19 protein-coding genes and 1 riboswitch are annotated in these 17559 nt (G+C 72.0%); of the genes, 7 read left to right on the forward strand and 12 right to left on the reverse strand.

What is annotated here, in order from left to right; all coding sequences use genetic code 11:
• Positions 1-126 precede the first annotated feature (126 nt).
• Both B5557_RS37920 and B5557_RS37925 read right to left on the reverse strand, forming a co-directional pair.
• Complete coding sequence (locus B5557_RS37920) at positions 127-2694, reverse strand: ABC transporter permease (RefSeq protein ID WP_079663726.1); 2568 nt, start codon at positions 2692-2694, stop codon at positions 127-129.
• A 4-nt stretch (positions 2695-2698) separates the two neighbouring features.
• The gene (locus B5557_RS37925) at positions 2699-3535 is read right to left on the reverse strand and encodes an ABC transporter ATP-binding protein (protein WP_079663727.1); all 837 of its coding nucleotides are present in this window, start codon (positions 3533-3535) and stop codon (positions 2699-2701) included.
• 147 nt (positions 3536-3682) lie between these two features.
• Between B5557_RS37925 and B5557_RS37930 the strand changes: the two genes are divergently transcribed.
• Entirely contained in the window at positions 3683-3973 is a 291-nt protein-coding gene (locus B5557_RS37930) for a toxin-antitoxin system, antitoxin component (RefSeq protein WP_079663728.1), read from the forward strand.
• Positions 3974-3977: 4 nt separating this feature from the next.
• Positions 3978-4352, forward strand: a complete 375-nt coding sequence (locus B5557_RS37935; protein ID WP_079663729.1) for a fic family toxin-antitoxin system, toxin component — start codon at positions 3978-3980, stop codon at positions 4350-4352.
• 4 nt (positions 4353-4356) lie between these two features.
• On the opposite strand, the gene B5557_RS37940 is transcribed toward B5557_RS37935, so the two are convergent.
• On the reverse strand, positions 4357-5073 hold the full coding sequence (locus tag B5557_RS37940; RefSeq protein WP_079663730.1) for a class I SAM-dependent methyltransferase: 717 nt from the start codon (positions 5071-5073) through the stop codon (positions 4357-4359).
• Between the two features lie 82 nt (positions 5074-5155).
• Complete coding sequence (locus B5557_RS37945; protein WP_079663731.1) at positions 5156-5842, reverse strand: esterase/lipase family protein; 687 nt, start codon at positions 5840-5842, stop codon at positions 5156-5158.
• Positions 5843-5959: 117 nt separating this feature from the next.
• Here B5557_RS37945 and B5557_RS37950 point away from each other — a divergent pair, with 117 nt between their 5' ends.
• On the forward strand, positions 5960-8188 hold the full coding sequence (locus B5557_RS37950) for a LuxR family transcriptional regulator (protein ID WP_231976501.1): 2229 nt from the start codon (positions 5960-5962) through the stop codon (positions 8186-8188).
• Here B5557_RS37950 and bioD read toward each other — a convergent pair.
• From bioD to bioB, 3 genes are read right to left on the reverse strand one after another with little or no spacing between them, the layout of a single operon-like run.
• Entirely contained in the window at positions 8185-8907 is a 723-nt protein-coding gene (gene bioD / locus B5557_RS37955) for a dethiobiotin synthase (RefSeq protein ID WP_079663733.1), read from the reverse strand. The two genes, B5557_RS37950 and bioD, sit on opposite strands and share 4 nt — an antisense overlap.
• Before the next feature lie 2 nt (positions 8908-8909).
• On the reverse strand, positions 8910-10190 hold the full coding sequence (locus tag B5557_RS37960; RefSeq protein ID WP_079663734.1) for an adenosylmethionine--8-amino-7-oxononanoate transaminase: 1281 nt from the start codon (positions 10188-10190) through the stop codon (positions 8910-8912).
• Positions 10183-11391: a biotin synthase BioB gene (bioB, locus tag B5557_RS37965; protein WP_079663735.1), complete on the reverse strand. Its 1209-nt coding sequence runs from the start codon at positions 11389-11391 to the stop codon at positions 10183-10185. The genes B5557_RS37960 and bioB overlap by 8 nt, the downstream gene beginning before the upstream one ends.
• A 147-nt stretch (positions 11392-11538) precedes the next feature.
• Here bioB and B5557_RS37970 point away from each other — a divergent pair, with 147 nt between their 5' ends.
• Positions 11539-12666: an 8-amino-7-oxononanoate synthase gene (locus B5557_RS37970; RefSeq protein WP_079663736.1), complete on the forward strand. Its 1128-nt coding sequence runs from the start codon at positions 11539-11541 to the stop codon at positions 12664-12666.
• A gap of 75 nt (positions 12667-12741) precedes the next feature.
• Here the strand turns inward: B5557_RS37970 and B5557_RS37975 are convergent, their stop codons facing one another.
• Positions 12742-12975, reverse strand: a complete 234-nt coding sequence (locus tag B5557_RS37975) for a DUF397 domain-containing protein (protein ID WP_079663737.1) — start codon at positions 12973-12975, stop codon at positions 12742-12744.
• A 9-nt stretch (positions 12976-12984) separates the two neighbouring features.
• A complete protein-coding gene (locus B5557_RS37980; RefSeq protein WP_079663738.1) occupies positions 12985-13845 on the reverse strand; it encodes a helix-turn-helix domain-containing protein in 861 nt (286 codons plus the stop codon).
• 213 nt (positions 13846-14058) lie between these two features.
• On the opposite strand from B5557_RS37980, the gene B5557_RS37985 reads away from it, so the two are divergent.
• Positions 14059-14541 (forward strand): ATP-binding protein, encoded by a 483-nt coding sequence (locus B5557_RS37985; RefSeq protein ID WP_079663739.1) that lies wholly within the window; start codon positions 14059-14061, stop codon positions 14539-14541.
• A gap of 50 nt (positions 14542-14591) precedes the next feature.
• Here B5557_RS37985 and B5557_RS37990 read toward each other — a convergent pair whose 3' ends face one another.
• The 3 genes from B5557_RS37990 to B5557_RS38000 all read right to left on the reverse strand — a co-directional run bounded on the left by B5557_RS37990 (position 14592) and on the right by B5557_RS38000 (position 16567).
• Positions 14592-15065: a C40 family peptidase gene (locus tag B5557_RS37990; RefSeq protein ID WP_079663740.1), complete on the reverse strand. Its 474-nt coding sequence runs from the start codon at positions 15063-15065 to the stop codon at positions 14592-14594.
• 3 nt (positions 15066-15068) lie between these two features.
• A riboswitch (cyclic di-AMP (ydaO/yuaA leader) is annotated at positions 15069-15239 on the reverse strand.
• Positions 15240-15618: 379 nt separating this feature from the next.
• Positions 15619-15924 carry a hypothetical protein gene (locus B5557_RS37995; protein WP_079663741.1) on the reverse strand — a complete coding sequence of 102 codons (306 nt, stop codon included), beginning with the start codon at positions 15922-15924 and terminating at the stop codon, positions 15619-15621.
• Positions 15925-15931: 7 nt separating this feature from the next.
• Positions 15932-16567 (reverse strand): ATP-dependent Clp protease proteolytic subunit, encoded by a 636-nt coding sequence (locus tag B5557_RS38000; protein ID WP_079663742.1) that lies wholly within the window; start codon positions 16565-16567, stop codon positions 15932-15934.
• A gap of 74 nt (positions 16568-16641) precedes the next feature.
• Between B5557_RS38000 and B5557_RS38005 the strand changes: the two genes are divergently transcribed.
• A complete protein-coding gene (locus tag B5557_RS38005) occupies positions 16642-16920 on the forward strand; it encodes a type II toxin-antitoxin system Phd/YefM family antitoxin (RefSeq protein WP_079663743.1) in 279 nt (92 codons plus the stop codon).
• A 336-nt stretch (positions 16921-17256) separates the two neighbouring features.
• Positions 17257-17559: an urease subunit gamma gene (locus tag B5557_RS38010; protein ID WP_010988499.1), complete on the forward strand. Its 303-nt coding sequence runs from the start codon at positions 17257-17259 to the stop codon at positions 17557-17559.

Raw genomic sequence — 17559 nt, forward strand, 5'->3', positions numbered from 1 at the left:
CCCCTCCGGCGTCCGCCGCAGCCGCTCCCAATGCAGATCAGTCCGGCGCCGAAACGGAACGGACGCGGCATGAACTCTATTCAGCCGCAAGCGACTTGAGTCCGCGCCGGGATTCCACCCCGTCCGTCACTCGTGCGCGATCGCCGCCAGCACGTTCATCCGGGAAGCACGCAACGCCGGCAGCAGCGCCGCCACGACACCTACGACCGCCGAGCCCACGACGACCGCGACGATCGTGCCCCACGGGATCGCGAGGGCCTTCATGCCCTGCAACTCCAGCACCTGCTGTATGCACACGCCCCACACCAGGCCGAGCGCCAGCCCCAGCACCGCGCCGAACACCGCGATCACCACCGACTCCAGCCGGATCATCCGGCGCAACTGCCGCCGGGCCAGCCCTATGGCGCGCAGCAGCCCGATCTCCCGGGTGCGCTCCACCACCGACAGCGCCAGCGTGTTGACCACGCCGAGCACCGCGATGACGATCGCGAGCCCGAGCAGCGCGTACACCAGGTACAGCAGGACGGCGATCTGGTCGTGCACCAGCTTCTTGTAGTCCGCCTGGTCACGGGCCTGCACCTGCGGATACGCGTCGAGCGTCGTGTCCAGTCGGGGGCGCAGCCGGTCGGCCGTCGTGCCGGATTTCGCGTTCACGTACAGCGCGGAGTCCTGCCCGCCCGGCACATACTTCTCGACGGTCGCGATCCCGAAGAACAGTCCGCCCCGCGTCCCGAACCCCTCGGCGGAGTCCTGGTCGGTGAGCGCGCCGACCTTCAGCGACGTCGTCCGGTCGCCGGGGAACTCCACCGGCAGCACGGTGCCGAGCCGCACCCCGTGGTCCTTGGCGAAGTCGACGTCCATGCCGATGGCGCCGGCGGCCAGCGCGGCCGCCGAGTCGCCCTGCGCGTAGGTGACATGCGCGACGTCGTCGATCCGGTCGTCGTAACCGGTGGCGGTCGTCTTGATCCGCTTGCCGTCGGGCAGCCGTACGGCGACCGGCGCGAACCGCTGCCGTACGACGAGGCCGACGCCCTCGGTGCCGCGTACGGCTTCCGTGACCTCGCTGGAGAACGGGGTGAAGTTGGCGTTCTGAATGACGAAGTCGGCGCCCAGCGTCCGGTCGATCTGCTGGTCGAAGGACTTGGACATGGAGGCGCTCGCCACCGACATCCCGCCCACCAGGGCGAGGCCCACCATCAGCGCGGCGGCCGTGGCGCCCGTACGGCGTGGATTGCGCAGCGCGTTGCGCTGGCTCATCCGGCCGACGGAACCGAACAGCGCCGGGAAGGCGCCGCCGAGGACACGGATCACCGGACGCACCAGGAGCGGGCCCGCGACGACCGTGGCGATGAGCGTGAGGACCACGCCCAGGCCCAGCAGGGAGGCCGCCGACGCCGTCTTCGAGGAGGACACGCAGCCCACGAGCGCGGCCACGCCCAGCGCCCCGACGACCGCGCCGACCGCCGCGCGCACCTTCAGCGGCCGGCCCACCCCGGCGACGTCCGCGTCCGCCAGCGCCGCCATCGGCGACACGGTCCCGGCGCGCCGGGCCGGCAGGTAGGCCGCCACGAAGGTGACGCCGACGCCGACCACGTACGCCGCCACCGGGGTCGCCCAGCCGACGACCATCTCCGTGGTCTTCAGGTTCATGCCGAACGCGCTCATCAGCTTGATCAGCCCGGCCGCGAGCCCGATGCCGGCGGCGAGACCGAGCGTCGAGCCGACGACGCCGAGCAGCACCGCCTCGGTGAGCACCGAGCGCCGCACCTGACGCCGGTCGGCGCCCAGGGCGCGCAGCAGGCCCAGCTCACGGGTGCGCTGGGCGATCAGCATCGAGAACGTGTTGACGATCAGGAACACGCCGACCAGGACGGCGATCCCGGCGAAGCCGAGCATCACGTACTTGATGACGTCGAGGAACCCGCCCAGGGCCTGTGCCGACGACTTGGCCTGCTCGTCGGCGGTCTTCACGTCGTAGGGCCCGGCGCCGACCGCTGCGGCGACGCGCTGCTTGAGCACCGTGTCGTTCACGCCGTGGGCGGCGTCGACGGAGATGCTCGTGGCCCTGTCCGCCGAGCCCAGGAGCTTCGTGGCGGCCGTCCCGGGGTCGAGGAAGACCAGAGCCGCGCCCGGGTTGGTGGTGGTGAAGGTGGCGATGCCGACGATCTCCACTTTGAACGAGCCCGGCTGGGCCATCACGGTGAGCGTGTCGCCGATCTTCACATGCTTCTTGTCGGCGGTGTCGGCGTCCAGCATGGCCTCGCCGGCGCCGTGCGGGGCGTGGCCGTCGGTCAGCTTCACGGGGCTGCGGTCGGTGAGGTACCAGTCGGTGGCGATGGTCGGCGCGCCCGTGGTGGGTCCGACGGACTTGTTCCCGCTGTCGACGACCGTGATGTTCTCCACGCTCACGTCCGGGTGGGCCGACGCGACCCCGTTCACGCGGGCCAGCTGCCCGGCGAGGGAGGCGGGCACGGTCTGGACCGCGCCGGTCGGCACGGAGGAGCTCAGGTCGTCCTTGGGCTTGACCGTCACATCCGCCGCCGTGGAGGCGAAGAGCCGGTCGAAAGTGCGCGTCACGGTGTCGGAGAAGATCAGGCTGCCCGCGACGAACGCCACCGACAGGACGACGGCGAGCGCGGACAGCAGCAGTCGGCCCTTGTGCGCGAGAAAGCTTCGCAGTGTCGCCTTCAGCACTGGGTCAGTCCTCCTCGGGGGCGCCGTTGACCAGCGCGCGGCTGCCGTCGAAACCGGGGGTCCGGGGGCTTCCCGCGGAGAAAAGGCGCATTCGCTCCAGTACCGCCTCCGCCGTGGGCTGTTCCATCTCGTCCACGATGCGCCCGTCCGCGAGGAAGAGCACCAGGTCGGAGTGGGCGGCGGCGCTCGGGTCATGGGTGACCATGACGACACTCTGGCCGAGATCGTCCACGGCCTGGCGCAGAAAGGCGAGCACCTCCAGGCCCGCCCGCGAGTCCAGGTTGCCGGTCGGCTCGTCGGCGAAGATCAGCTCGGGCCGGGAGGCGAGCGCCCGGGCGCAGGCCACGCGCTGCTGCTGGCCGCCGGACAGCTGCGACGGCCGGTGTTTGAGACGGTCCCGCAGGCCCAGCGTGTCGATCACCTGGTCCAGCCACTTCTGGTCCGGCTTCTGACCGGCGATGTCCATGGGCAGGGTGATGTTCTCGGCCGCGTTGAGCGTCGGGATCAGGTTGAACGACTGGAACATGAACCCGATCCGGTCCCGCCGCAGCCGGGTCAGCTCCCGCTCCTTCAGCCCCGTGATCTCGGTGTCGCCGAGCCACACCTGACCGGCCGAGACGGTGTCGAGGCCGGCCAGACAGTGCATCAGCGTGGACTTCCCCGAGCCGGACGGGCCCATGACGGCGGTGAAACGGCCGCGCGCGATGTCCACGTCCACCGAGTCCAGGGCGAGCACCGTGGTCTCGCCCGAGCCGTACGCCTTGGTCAGACCGCGGGCGCGGGCCGCGATCCGGTCGGCCAGGGCCAGGCCGGGGGCGTGCTCCGCAGCAGGTGTGGACAAGGCTTCCTCCTCGCTCGCGTGGACGGGCCGACTACGCGCCGGCACCCCTCCTGGCCGAGCGTAGTGTGACCCGGCGCACACCGCGCATTGCTTTTCGATTCCCGGCCGCCCTTGCCGCTGCTAGCACCCCGGCGCTAGCGTCGAGGTATGGCGAAGACCCAGCTGAACGTACGCGTCGACGAGGGCACGGCCCGGGCCGCCCGCGAGCGCGCGACGGCGCGCGGCATGAGCGTCAACCGCTACATAGAAGAGCTGGTCAGACAGGACGCCGGGGAAATCGGTCATACGTTCGTCGAGGCGGCCAGTGACTTCATGAAGCAGTACGAGGCCGTCTTCGTGGAGGAGTTCGGCGCGGAGCGCGAGGGCGGCGGCACCCCTGGCACGGGTACGCGCGAGGCCGGTACCCGCGAGGCCGGTACGCGCGAAGGTCGCCGCTGATCCCTTGAGCGACCTTCGTATCGACCTCGCATGGCTCCTCATGCTCGCCGAACAGAACACCCCGGGGGACCCCCAGGTCACCGACTGGGGAGCACTGGTCGCGGCCGTGGCACGCCACCAGGCCGAGATATTCGACGTCCCCGTCTACGACGACCCCCAGGCCCGCGCCGCGGCCCTGCTCCAACTCCTCATCCACATCCCCGCGTTGGAGCGCTCCAACGCACTGTTCGCCTGCGCCGTCGCATACGCGTATCTCGTGGCCAGCGGCCTGAAGGTCGCCACCTCGCCCGAACAGGTCCGTGACCTGGCCCGGCTGGTGAAGGACGGGCAGACCTCGGTGTCCGACATCGCGCAGGAACTGCGCCAGTGGAGCCTGTGAGGCCTCAGTCGGGTGCGTCGGGCCGCCGGGCGGTACCGGTCACGCAGTAGGAGAACGGCAGCCGCGGCCCCTTCTCCGGCAGCAACAGCCGCCCGTACGGACCGAGTTCGAACCCGGCCTCGCGCAGTGCGCCGACCGCGTCACGGGTGAGCCGGCAGCCGCCGGCCAGATGAGGCCACACCGTACGGTCCAGCGCGCGCTGGGTGAACCGCATCGCTCGGCCGCCGCCCGGCCCGTGTTCGAGGAACCGCACCTCGCCGCCGGGCCGCAGCACCCGCCGCAGCTCGGCCAGGGCGCGTGGCACGTCCCGCACGCTGCACAGCACCAGCGAGAGCACCGCCGCGTCGAAGGCCTCGCTCTTGACCGGCAGGGCCTCGGCGACGCCCGGCACGACGTCGACCGGGACCTCGGCGCGCAGGGCGGCCTCCAGCGCCGCCCGCCGCATCCCGCGCTCGGGTTCGATCGCGACGACCTCCGAGACGGCGCCGGGATAGTGCGCGAAGTTGAGCCCGTTGCCCGCGCCGATCTCGATGACCCGGCCGGAGAGTCCGGCGAGCAGCCGGTCGCGCACACCGGCGAGACCGGCCCGGGTCTCCGCGGCCGCGCCCAGCCGGGCGTAGCAGCGGGCGAACAGCGGATGGTGGACGGAATCACCGAGCACCTTGCCGGAACCGGAACCGGAACCGGAACCGGAACCGGAACCGGTGGAGCACAGTCGCATGGCGACCTCCCGGGCAGGACGGGCCTACCTGGATTCTCCCCCGCGCGGGCCCGTCGCACCCCCGCTGTTGCGTCGCGTGCGGCTACTGGATGAAGTCGCGCACCCGTTCGTACACGCCGTGGTCGTTGTTCATCTCGTCGTGCGAGATGCACCCGACGCCGACGTTGGTGGCCCCGCTCAGCAGCGCCGAGGAGTCCGGGTCGACGGCGGCGTCGCAGTTCGACCAGTAGGTCGCGTAGTTCACGCTGCCCGGGGTCTCGTCACCGGAGTTGAGCGCGGTGACGAAAGAGCTGCCGGTGACCATCTCGGCGCACGAGGTGTACAGCCAGCTGCACCACGCGGCGACCGACGTGCCGTGGTTGGTGCCGGCGACGGAGACGAAGTCGTCCACGTACGCCGTCCCGCCGAGGTTCTTGAGGTAGTAGCGGGAGCTGAGCGCGCCCATGGAGTGGACGACGACGTCGACCTTGCTCGCGCCGGTTCTCGCCAGCACTTTCTTGATCTCGGTGGCCAGCTGCGAGGCGGTGGTGGCGTTCGACTGGGACCAGCTGTAGGTCCACGCGTCGAGCTCGGAGGCCGCGTAGCCGTCGGCCTTGAAGTCGGCGACCCAGTCGTCCCAGCTGCTCGACGAGCTGCTGATGCCGTGCACGAAGACGATCGGGTTGTGGGTCGCCGCGTGGGCTGTGGGGGCGGAGAAGGACAGTGACAGCAGGAGCGAAGAGACCACGGCCGAGAGAGCCGCGGCGATGCGACGCTTGGGGCGCTGCATGATGCCTCCTGAAACGGGTGGGGTTGCCAGGAGTGTCCGGCGGGTCTACGCGCGCCGCATCGGTGAAATCGCCGGTCTTTACGGTTCAAGTAACCCGCCAGTAACGTCAGTTGTGTGGTGACACCGGTGAACCCCCCACCTCTTGACCGCACTTCGCCACCGACGCCCCCGGACGCGGGTCCGCGCCCGGCCTCGGCGCTGCCGGACGGCGTCCGCGTGCGCGTGCTGCGGCTCGTATACGGCGATCCGCGCGCGGCCGCCGAACTCGCGGCGCGGCTGACCGAACGACAGCGGGCCGGCCTCGACCCGCTGCCGACCGAACCCGCCGAGCTCGCTCCGGCCCTGCTGCGGGACTACCGCCGGGAGATCCGCGCCCTGCCGGAGGACACCCGGCTGCTGCTTCTGCTGGCCGCCGCCGACCAGTACCCGGTGGCCACCCACGCCTTCCTGCGGGCCGTGGCCGCCGCCCGCCTGGACACCCGCCCCCTGGAGGCGGCCGAGGCGGCCGGTCTCGCCTACTCCACGGCCGGCGGCGTCGGCTTCCGCGACGCCTGGACCCGGATCGCCGCCTACGAGACGGCCGTTCCCGCCGATCGGCGCGACGTCCACCGACTGCTCGCCCGCGTCCTGCACGGGCCGGCGGAGACGCCCCGGAGGTCCTGGCACCGGGGCGCGGGCGCGCTCGGCCCCAGCGCGCGGCTCGCCGCGGAACTGACGGCGGCGGCCGCCCAGGCACGCGCCGCCGCGGACCCGGCCCTCTCGGGCGCCCTCGCCGAACGCGCCGCCGTGCTCTGCGCGGACCCTCGCGAACAGTCCCGCCTCCTCGCCGACGCGGCGACCGACGCCTGGCACTCGGGCGACGGCGACCGCTCCCGCACCCTCGCCGCCCGCACGCACTCGGGCGCCCTCACCGGCATCCTCGCCCTGCGCACGGGCAACGCGACGGAGGCCTTCGACGCCCTGCTGGCAGGCGCGGCGCGCACGCCGCGCACCGGCGGCGCCGTCCCCCCGGCGCCCCGCGCCCCGGCTGCCCCCGCCCCCGCCTCCCATCTCCTTGCCCGCGCCGCCGAAGCCGCCGTCTACACCGGTGACCTGCGTCGATGTCGTGAAGTGGGGGCGGTCGCCAGGGCGCTGGGTGTGGACCCGCCGGGCGTGTCGGGTGGGATCGCCGCGGCCGTCGACGGGCGGTACGACGATGCGCGCGTTCTGCTGGCGGCGACCGCCGGACGGTGCGGGCCCGGCGGTGACCCCACCCTTCTCGTTCACGCCGGCATCGCCGCGCTGATGCTCGGCGACCACACCCGCGCCGCCACCGCCACCGTGCGCGCGGCCGCCGCCGCCCGCGCCCGGGGCCTCACCACGGCCGTGTCCCAGGCCATGGAGTTCCGCGCCTACGCCGAGTTCTGGACCGGCCGCCCGCGGGCCGCCGAGACCGCCGCGCTGGACGCCCTGCGGCAGGCCTACGCCACCGGACAGGACAACGGCGCCTGCCATCTCCAGGCCGCCCTGGCGATGTTCGCCGCGCTCACCGGCGACGGCGATCTGTGCCGGGAGCGGGCCACGGCCGCCCGCTCGTACGCCCTCGCCCACGGGCTGGGCCTGCCCGCCGCCCTCGCACAGTGGGCCCTCGCCTTCCTCGACCTCGGCTCCGGCCGCTACGACGCCGCCGCGACCCGGCTGCGCGCCCTCGCCGCGTCCGGCCCGGGCCACGGCCACCGGGCCATCCGCCATCTCGCCACCCCGCACTATGTCGAGGCCGCCGCCCGCACCGGCGACACCCGCGTCGCCCGTGCCGCGCACGCCGACTACGACCGCTGGGCCCGTGCCGTCGGCAGCTCCGACGACCTCGCCCTCAGCGCCCGCTGCCGGGCCCTGCTCACCCCGGGCGCCGACGCCCTCGACCACTACCGCACGGCCCTCGACCTGCACGCCGAAGGCGCCCGCGCCGTCGAACGCGCCCGCACGGAGCTGCTGTTCGGCAGTGCCCTGCGCCGACTGCGCCGGCGCACCGAGGCCCGCGACCGGCTGCACAGCGCGCTGGCGGCGTTCGACTCCTTCGGCGCCCCGCACTGCGCGGAGGCCGCCCGCGCCGAACTCCGCGCACTCGGCGCGCCCGCCGCCGCCCCGGACCGTGGCGGCCGACGCCCGACGACCGACCTGACCGCGCAGCAACTCCTGGTCGCCCGCATGGCCGCCGACGGCGCCACGAACCGCGAGATCGCCGCCCGCCTCGCCCTCAGCCCCCGCACCATCGACCACCATCTGCGCGGCGTCTTCACCCGCCTCGGCATCCGCTCCCGCATCGAACTCGTACGGCTGCTCGCGGACGCCGACGACAGACCCTAAGCGCCCGAACCGGTCCTCGTCCGGAACGTCTGCGCCTCCCACGTCCCGTCCAGGCGCGGCGCCAGCCAACCGGGCGCCGCCGTACGGAAGTCGGCGGGCGCGAGCGCACCCGATCCGGCCGGGAGCACGCCCAGCAGGGGCGCCCCGGCCACCTCCGGCAGGTCCGCCACGTTGCAACGGGACGCCAGGTCGGGGGAGTCGGGCCAGCTGCCGATGACGACGCCCAGCAACTCCACGCCCCGCGAGCGCAGTTCACGGGCCGTCAGTTCCGTGGTGTTCAGCGTGCCGAGCCCCGCCGACGCCACCACCAGCACCGGCGCCCGCAGCGCCTGCGCCGCGTCGGCCAGCGTCCCGCCCGCCTCGTCGAACCGTACGAGCAGACCGCCCGCGCCCTCGACGAGCACCAGGTCGTGGTCCGTCGCGAGCTTCTGGGCCGCTTCCACCACCTCGTACGGCCGCACCGGCGCGAGGCCCGCCCGGCGTGCCGCCGTCGCCGGGGCCAACGGCTCCGGATAGCGGGCGAGTTCGGCCGTCGTGAGCGCCCCCGCGAGCCGCGCGACCTCGTGGGCGTCCCCGGGCTCGTCCGGCCCGACGCCGGTCTGCGCGGCCTTCAGCACGGCCACCGAGCGCCCCGCCGCCAGCGCCGACGCGGCGACCGCGGCCGTCGTGACGGTCTTGCCGACCTCCGTGCCCGTCCCCGTGATCACCAGGATCGGCATGTTCATCCCTCCCGCGCCGCGGCGCACACCGCGCGCGCGATCCGAGCCACGTCCACGTCACCGGTGACGTAGGGCGGCATCGTGTAGACCAGATCGCGGAACGGGCGAAGCCAGACGCCCTCCCGCACGGCCGCCGCCGTGGCCGCCTTCATGTCCACCGCGTGGTCGAGCTGGACGACTCCGATGGCGCCGAGGACCCGGACGTCCTGGACGCCCGGGATGTCGAGGGCGGGGGCCAGCCCGTCCCGCAGCCCGGTCTCGATCCGCTTGACCTCAGCGAGCCAGTCCTGTCCGAGCAGCAGTTCGATGGAGGTGCAGGCGACGGCGGCGGCGAGCGGATTGCCCATGAACGTCGGCCCGTGCGCCAGCACCGGCACCTCGCCCCGCGAGATCCCGTCGGCCACCCGGGAGGTGCACAGGGTCGCCGCCATCGTCATATAGCCGCCGGTCAGCGCCTTGCCGACGCACATCACGTCCGGCGTCACCGCCGCGTGCCCCGCCGCGAACAGCGCGCCGGTGCGCCCGAACCCGGTCGCGATCTCGTCGAACACCAGCAGCACGTCGTGCGCGTCGCACGCCTCGCGCAGCACCCGCAGATACGCGGGGGAGTGGAACCGCATCCCGCCCGCGCCCTGCACCACCGGCTCCACGATCACCGCGGCCAGTTCGTCGGCGTGCCGCTCGATCGCCGCACGCAGCCGCTCCGCGTACGACTCCTCGTACTCGACCGGCGGCGGGTCCACGAACACCTGCCGGGGCAGGACCCCGGTCCACAGGTCGTGCATCCCGCCCTCGGGGTCGCACACGGACATCGGCTGCCAGGTGTCGCCGTGGTAGCCCCCGCGCCAGGTCAGCAGCCGCTGCTTGCCCGGGCGGCCCAGCGAACGCCAGTACTGCAGGCACATCTTCACCGCGACCTCGACCGACACCGAACCGGAGTCGGCGAGGAAGACATGCTCCAGACCGTCGGGCGACATGTCGACAAGGAGCTTGGCGAGCCGTACCGCGGGCTCGTGGGTCAGCCCGCCGAACATCACATGGCTCATCCGCCCGAGCTGTTCGCGCGCGGCCTCGTTCAGCACGGGGTGGTTGTAGCCGTGGATCGCCGACCACCAGGACGACATGCCGTCGACCAGCTCACCCGAGCCGTCCGCCAGGCGCAGCCGTACCCCGCTCGCCGACGCGACGACGAGCGGGTCCACCCGGCCGGGCATCGGACCGTAGGGATGCCACACATGCCGCCGGTCGAGCTCCAGCAGTTCGGAGACGGGCAGCTCAGGCATTGGGCGCGAGGTCGGTACCGGCGCCGCGGCGGCGCACGGCGACCAGGTCCGTACGCGGCTCGCTCACCGCGGGAGCCTCAGCGACGGCAGCGGCAGCGCCACCGCACACGCCACCGCCCTCGTGGGACCCACAGCCCGCGCTCTCGTGCGCACCGCAGCCGCCGCCCTCGTGGGACCCGCAGTCACCGCCCGCCGTCACCCGGTGCTCGGGCAGCGTGACCTCGCCCGCGCCCTCCACCTCGAACCCGGCGTCCGCGATCATCTCCAGGTCGGCCTTGCCGGCCTGGCCCTCGGTCGTGAGGTAGTCGCCGAGGAAGATCGAGTTGGCCAGGTGCAGGGCCAGCGGCTGCATGGTGCGCAGATGGACCTCGCGGCCGCCCGCGATGCGCACCTCGACGTCCGGGCAGACGAACCGGACCATCGCCAGGATCCGCAGACACCGCTGCGGGGTGAGGTTCCACTCCTTGGCCAGCGGGGTGCCCTCGACCGGGATGAGGAAGTTGACCGGCACCGAGTCGGGGTCCAGCGCGCGCAGCGAGAACACCACGTCGACGAGGTCCTCGTCGCTCTCGCCCATGCCGGCGATCAGGCCCGAGCAGGCCGACAGGCCGGCCGCGTGCGCCTTGTTGACCGTGTCCACCCGGTCGGCGTACGTGTGCGTGGTCGTGATGTCCCCGTACGTCGACTCGGAGGTGTTCAGGTTGTGGTTGTAGGCGTCCGCGCCCGCCTCGCGCAGCCGCTCGGCCTGGCCGTCGGAGAGCAGGCCCAGACAGGCGCACACCTCGACGCCCTCGTTCTCTTCCTTGATCGCCTTGATGGTGCCGGCCACCCGGTCGACGTCCCGGTCCGTCGGACCGCGCCCGGACGCCACCAGACAGACCCGCTTGGCCCCGCCCGCGAGCCCCGCCGCCGCGGCCCGGGAGGCCTCGTCGGGCTTGAGCCAGGTGTACTTCAGGATCCCGGCCGTGGAGCCGAGCCGCTGCGAGCAGTACGAGCAGTCCTCGGGGCACAGGCCCGACTTGAGGTTGACGAGATAGTTGAGCTTCACCCGTCGCCCGAACCAGTGCCGGCGCACCTTCCCGGCCGCAGCCACCACGTCCAGCACGTCGTCGTCGGAAGTGGCGAGGACGGCCAGAGCTTCCTCGCGGGTCGGCAGCTCGCGCCGAAGCCCCTTGTCCACCAGCGTGTTCAGCAGGTCCATGAGAGCCGATCCTGTCCTACGCACCCGCTTCGGGCCAAGGTAGGGATCGCACAACACACCCGCTTCGACGTGTGGGTATTGCCACACCGTGGGTGGCGATCGCTGCCGCTAGTGTCTGTCCGCTACCTACAAAAGCCCGGAGGACCCATGGCGTTCGGCTGGATCGACGAGCAGGCGGAGCTGCGCCGCCGCGCCGGACTTGTGCGGACGCTGCGGCCCCGCACGGCAGACTCCCCGCTCCTCGACCTCGCGAGCAACGACTACCTGGGTCTGGCCCGGCATCCCCGGGTGGTGGCGGGGGCCGTGGAGGCCGCCAGGACGTGGGGCGGCGGCGCGACCGGTTCCCGACTGGTCACCGGCACCACCGAGCTGCACGGCGAGCTGGAGCGGGAGCTCGCGCAGCACTGCGGGTTCGAGGCGGCCCTCGTGTTCTCCTCCGGGTACGCGGCCAACCTCGCCGCCGTCACCGCGCTGGCCCCGCACGGCTCGCTGATCGTCTCCGACGCGGGCAACCACGCCTCGCTCATCGACGGCTGCCGACTCGCCCGCGGTACCACCCAGGTCGTCGGACACGCCGACCCGCAGGCGGTGCGCAAGGCGCTCGGCACGCACGACGGCCCGGCCGTGGCCGTCTCCGACACGGTCTTCTCCGTCGACGGAGACGCCGCCCCGCTGGCCGCTCTCGCGGCCGCCTGCCGGGAGCACGGCGCCGGACTGGTCCTCGACGACGCCCACGGGCTCGGCGTGCTCGGGGACGGCGGCCAAGGCGCTCCGTACGCGGCGGGTCTCGCGGGCGCCGCCGACGTCGTCGTCACGGTCACGCTGTCGAAGTCGCTCGGCAGTCAGGGCGGTGCGGTGCTGGGCCCCGCGCGCGTGATCGACCATCTGCTCAACGCGGCTCGGACGTTCATCTTCGACACCGGCCTGGCCCCGGCGGCGGCGGGCGCGGCGCTGGCCGCCCTCAGGCTGCTGCGCGCGGAGCCGCAGCGCGCGCCGCGCGCGCGTGCGGTGGCGGACGAGCTGTACTCCCGGCTGACGGCCGCGGGTCTGGAAGCGGTGCGTCCGGACGCCGCGGTCGTCTCCGTGCGTGCGCCGTCCCCGGAGGAGGCCGTGCGGTGGGCGGCGGACTGCCGGTCGGCAGGCCTGGCCGTGGGCTGCTTCCGTCCTCCCTCCGTGCCCGACGGCATCTCACGCCTGAGGCTGACCGCCCGTGCGGACCTCTCCGGGGCCGAGCTGGAACGCGCTGTACGGGTGATCGACGAGACACGACCATGAGTCGGCGTGACACGGCCGTGGGTCGCCGCTGAGCACCGCTTGCCGACTACTGCGGTGTGTTGTGCCGCGGTGCGCTCAGCGGAACGCTGCCGTGAAGCCCGTCCAGCTCTCGGGGGAGAAGAGCAGGGCGGGTCCGGCCGGGTCCTTGGAGTCGCGTACGGCGAGCAGGCCGGCCCAGGGGCCGATGGCCGGCCGGGCGGTCTCCACGCAGTTGTTCGCTCCCGTGCTGTAGCTGCTGCGCAGCCACCGCACCTGCGGGAGGTGATCGGAATCGGTACTGGAAGGTACGTTCCGCGGTAGTGCGGACATGGTGCCTCCTTACGCGCCGTCGGCTATCGCGGCGATGTAATCCGATGAGTCCCCGGGCGAAAGGGCGTGCGCCCGAAGGGCGTTGAAGGCCTCGGTGTAGGCCTGGAGGTCTTCTTTCCGTTCGAGATAGAGGCTACTCGTCAAGTGGTCGAGGACAACCACATCCAGATCAGAAGTGCGCGAAAATGAGAAGATAACGAAAGGGCCGGTTAGGCCGATATGCGCCCCGGCGGAGAACGGCAGGACCTGAAGTCTCACCTGCGGCAGCCGGGCCGCCTCCACCAGCCGACCGAGCTGATGCGCCATCACCTCGGGCCCGCCCACCTCCCGCCGCAGCACCGCCTCGTCCAGCACCGCGTTCAGCTCCAGCGGCGGCTGCGCGCGCAGCACGTCCTGGCGGGCCAGCCGTACCTCCACCAGGGTGTCGAGCTGCTCCTCGTCGGCGCCCTCCACCGCGGCCCTGGTCACCGCACGCGCGTACTCGGGCGTCTGCAGCAGCCCCGGTACCACACTCGTCTCCAGTGTGCGCATCGCGCTCGCCTGGGACTCCAGACTGATGAAGTCCCGGTAGGTGGGCGGCAGCACCCCGCGGTAGGCGTGCCACCAGTGGTCCCGACCGCCGCTGCCCTCGACGCCCGCCAGCGCCAGCATCAGCTCCCGCAGCTGTGGATCGGCCACACCGTAGGCGTCGAGGAGTAACCGCACATCGGCCGGTTTTGACCCACTGGTGCCGGTCTCGATGCGGCTCACCTTGGACTGGTGCCAGCCCACGAGCCGGGCCGCCTCACCACTGGTGAGGCCCGCCTGGGTGCGCAGTGTGCGCAGTTCGGCGCCCAGTTTCCGGCGGCGCACCGCGGGACCGTGTTGCATGGGCTCCTCCTTACTCCTTACGGGCCGTCCAAATACGCTCTGTCGTCGCAGAGTTCACCGCATCGAGCGACAGATATATGCATAACTTGGTGGATCGCCACCCGTGACCGGCGCGGTAATGGCAGTCTGGCGAAGAAGCACCAGTCCGGGACCGTACTCGAACCACACGCACCGTGTCGGACTTCGGTCCCGTGGGAAAGGGACGACGTCGCCATGGCAGATCACCTGGAAGCATCCGTCACTCTGCCGAGCGATCCCGCTTCGGTCTCCACGGCCCGCGGCTTCGTGGTCGGCACCCTCGGGGAGTGGGGTCTGCCGGCGGACACGGAGGCGGCCGACACCGTCCGGCTGATCGTCTCAGAACTCGCCACCAACGCCGTACAGCACACTTTCGGGCAATCCCCCACCTTCACGGTGGACCTCGTCCTCGACCGTGACGAACAGCTGCGCATCGGCGTCACCGACAGCCACCCGCGCTTCCCGAAACGACTGCCGGCCGCCGTCCAGCAGGACAACGGCCGAGGCCTGGTGATCATTCGCTGGCTGACCGCGGAGTGCGGCGGCAAGCTCAGAGTGCGGCCCACCCGGGAGGGCGGCAAGACGGTCACCGTCGTACTCCCGTGGACCGTCCCGTTGGCGGAGCCGGTGGCCGGAGCCCTGACTGCCCCGGCGGAGGGCGAGATCCCGGGGCGGTGAGGGCGCGTCAGGGACGCCGGCGCCGCCCCGGGAGGCTCAGTGGACCCGGCTCAGCGGACCCGCCCGTACCAGACGCTCTTGGTCCAGATCTTCTGCAGTTTCACCACGTCCCCGGTCTTCGGCGAGTGCCAGATCTTGCCGTTACCCGCGTAGATCCCGACGTGGTACACGTTCGAACCCGAGTGGAAGAACACGAGGTCGCCCGCCTTGCGGCTGGACGCCGAGATGTGCTTCGTCTTGTTGTACTGCTGGGCCGCCGTCCGAGGCAGGGTCTTGCCCGCCTTCTTGTACGAGTACAGCGTGAGCCCGGAGCAGTCGAACCTCTTCGGCCCGGTGGCCCCGTACTTGTACGGAGCGCCCTTCTTGGAGGCCGCGATCTGGAGCGCCTTCGTCGCCGGTGTGGCAGCCGAGGCGTCCGGGGCGAGCCCGGGAACCACGACCGAGCCGCCGACGGCGGCGATGGCGAAGGCCGAGGCCGTACCGGCCCGGACCATGAGCGACGGGACACGATTGAGCGCAGTCATGCGCAACCCTTCGTCAGCCGCCTGTGAAGGATGACCTGTCGGATTCGGGCTGGCGAAGTTGCCCGGCCGCTGACGCGGCTTCACCCCAAGGGCTGCTCGGCCCGGTCATGGCGTGACCGTTCCGGCGACCCGTCGTGCTTGGGTCCTCCACTCCTGCCGATGCACTTCTGTCGACCGGTCATCCGGGCGGCGGCAGGACTCGGCGTCCGCCCGGACCGCCCCGCCTCTTGTGGCGGGGGCTTGTCGTCAGTCAGGGATCTTGGCTCACGGATGTCCGAAAATCCCAATGGAACCGGGGATTTGTGGGGTTACTCACCACTCACCCGTTCGGGTGGACACCCTGATGGCCGATCAGGTGTCAAGGCGGCCACAGGGCCCCGGACCAGCGGTGGAGCCTTTTATTCCGCCCGAAGAGCGCCCATTTGCGCAACCTCTACCGGCCGTGGAAGACAGCGCACGCTACGCCGAACGGGGGTCGCCCGTCTGGTCCGTTTCAACTCCGGGCCGGACGGCACGCTCGGGGCGCGGACCGCCCGGCCGGAGCCGGGTCGCGTCAACTGTCGGAGAGCGGAGGCACCGTGACGCGCGCCGTGCGGCGCTCCCCGTCCAGGACGCACAGCGCCCGCGCGAGCGTCGGGGCGTGCAGCTCGTTCTCGCCCCGCTGGTGCATCAGCGTCAGCGCGTCACGCAGTACGGCGGCCTTGCTCACCAGAGCCTGGGCGGCCCGCAGCCCGCGGTACGTGTCGCCGTGGTGGGCGGGATTGATACGGCCGAGCAGGTCGACGACGTCGAGGTAACCGTCGATCAACTCGGCCTCGGCGCACGTCAACGCGGGCAGCGGCGGCAGTTCGGGCACCATCGGCCCCTCACCTCCCACCCTGGCCGCCGGCCGAGGTCTTGCGGGTGGAGATGATGCCGTCCACCAGGCCGTACTCCAGGGCCTCCGGGGCGGTGAGGAACTTGTCGCGCTCGATGTCCGCGCTGACCTGCTCCGGGCTGCGCCCGGTGTGCAGGACGAGCATCCCCTCCAGGGTGGCCCGGATGCGCGCCAGTTCATCGGCCTGGATGGCGAGATCGCTGGCCTGTCCTTCGACGGGCTCGGGCAGGGACGGCTGGCGGATCGTCATCCGCGCGCCCGGCAGGGCGAACCGCTTGCCCGGCGTGCCCGCCGCGAGCAGCACCGCCGCCGACGAACCCGCCTGGCCCAGACAGGTCGTCTCCACGTCGCAGGTGACATACCGGATCGTGTCGTACAGGGCCGTCATCGCGCTGAACGAGCCGCCGGGGGAGTTGATGTAGAGCGCGATGTCCCGGTCCGGGTCCTTGTGCTCCAGGTACATGAACTGGGCCATCACGTTGTTCGCCGAGAAGTCGTCGATCGGCGTCCCCAGGAAGACGATCCGCTCCTCCAGCAGCTTCGAGTACGGATCCATCGTCCGGGTGCCGAAGCTCGTGCGTTCGGTGAACTCGGGCAGGACATGGCGGGCGGACGGTCGGGTCATCGGAAAGCCCCTCCTTCTGCGTCGGGCGCATCTGTAAAAAATGTACAGGACGTACGTGACGTTAGAATGGGGGTATGGCCTACGAGATTCCGGTGACGCAAGCCAGGGCTGAACTCGCCGACCTGATCAACCGCGTGGTGTACGGCGGAGAGCGCGTCGTCGTGACACGGCACGGCAAGCCCCTGGTCGCCCTCGTCTCCGCCGCCGACCTGGAGCGACTCGACGAGCTGGACCGGCCCGTGGAGGAGCCGGTGATCCGCTCGGTCTCCGCCGTGCGCGAGGTCGCGTCCGCTCCCCGCGAACAGCAGCGGTTCGGCATCGCGGCGGAACACCGGGGGCCGAACCCCTCGTGAGGACGCAGCCGGCCGGCGAGCGCCGGGCCGCGCCCCCGTGGGTCGTGCCCGGGCCGTAAGCGCGCCTCCCGGGCCGTGAGGGCCGTCGCTCTGTATACGGTCCGGTCCTCGGCGTCGTCCCGGGCGCTTTTCCCGTGGGATCCGTACGGCGGGAGGGCCTGGGCGCGTCGATGAGCGGGACGCCGCCCGCTGTCGGGATCATGCATCGGGCAGCGCCCGGTTAACAGGCCCGAAACGCGGTCCAACTAGCCTGCCGGTCCATGCCACCAGGGACTTTTCCCCGTGGCCGCGGCAACCGGGCCCCGCACGGCCCGGAGCGAGGATGTGAGGTGGGACGTGCAACTGACCCCGCACGAGCAGGAGAGGCTGCTGATCCACGTGGCGGCCGACGTCGCCGAGAAGCGCCGGGCCCGTGGGCTCAAGCTGAACCACCCGGAGGCCGTGGCCCTCATCACGTCGCACATCCTCGAAGGCGCGCGTGACGGCCGTACGGTCGCCGAGCTCATGTCCTCCGGCCGCAAGCTGCTCACCCGCGACGACGTCATGGAGGGCATCCCCGAGATGATCCACGACGTGCAGGTCGAGGCCACCTTCCCGGACGGCACCAAGCTCGTCACCGTCCACGACCCGATCGTCTGA

The sequence above is a fragment of the Streptomyces sp. 3214.6 genome (assembly GCF_900129855.1).
Lineage (GTDB): Bacteria > Actinomycetota > Actinomycetes > Streptomycetales > Streptomycetaceae > Streptomyces > Streptomyces soliscabiei.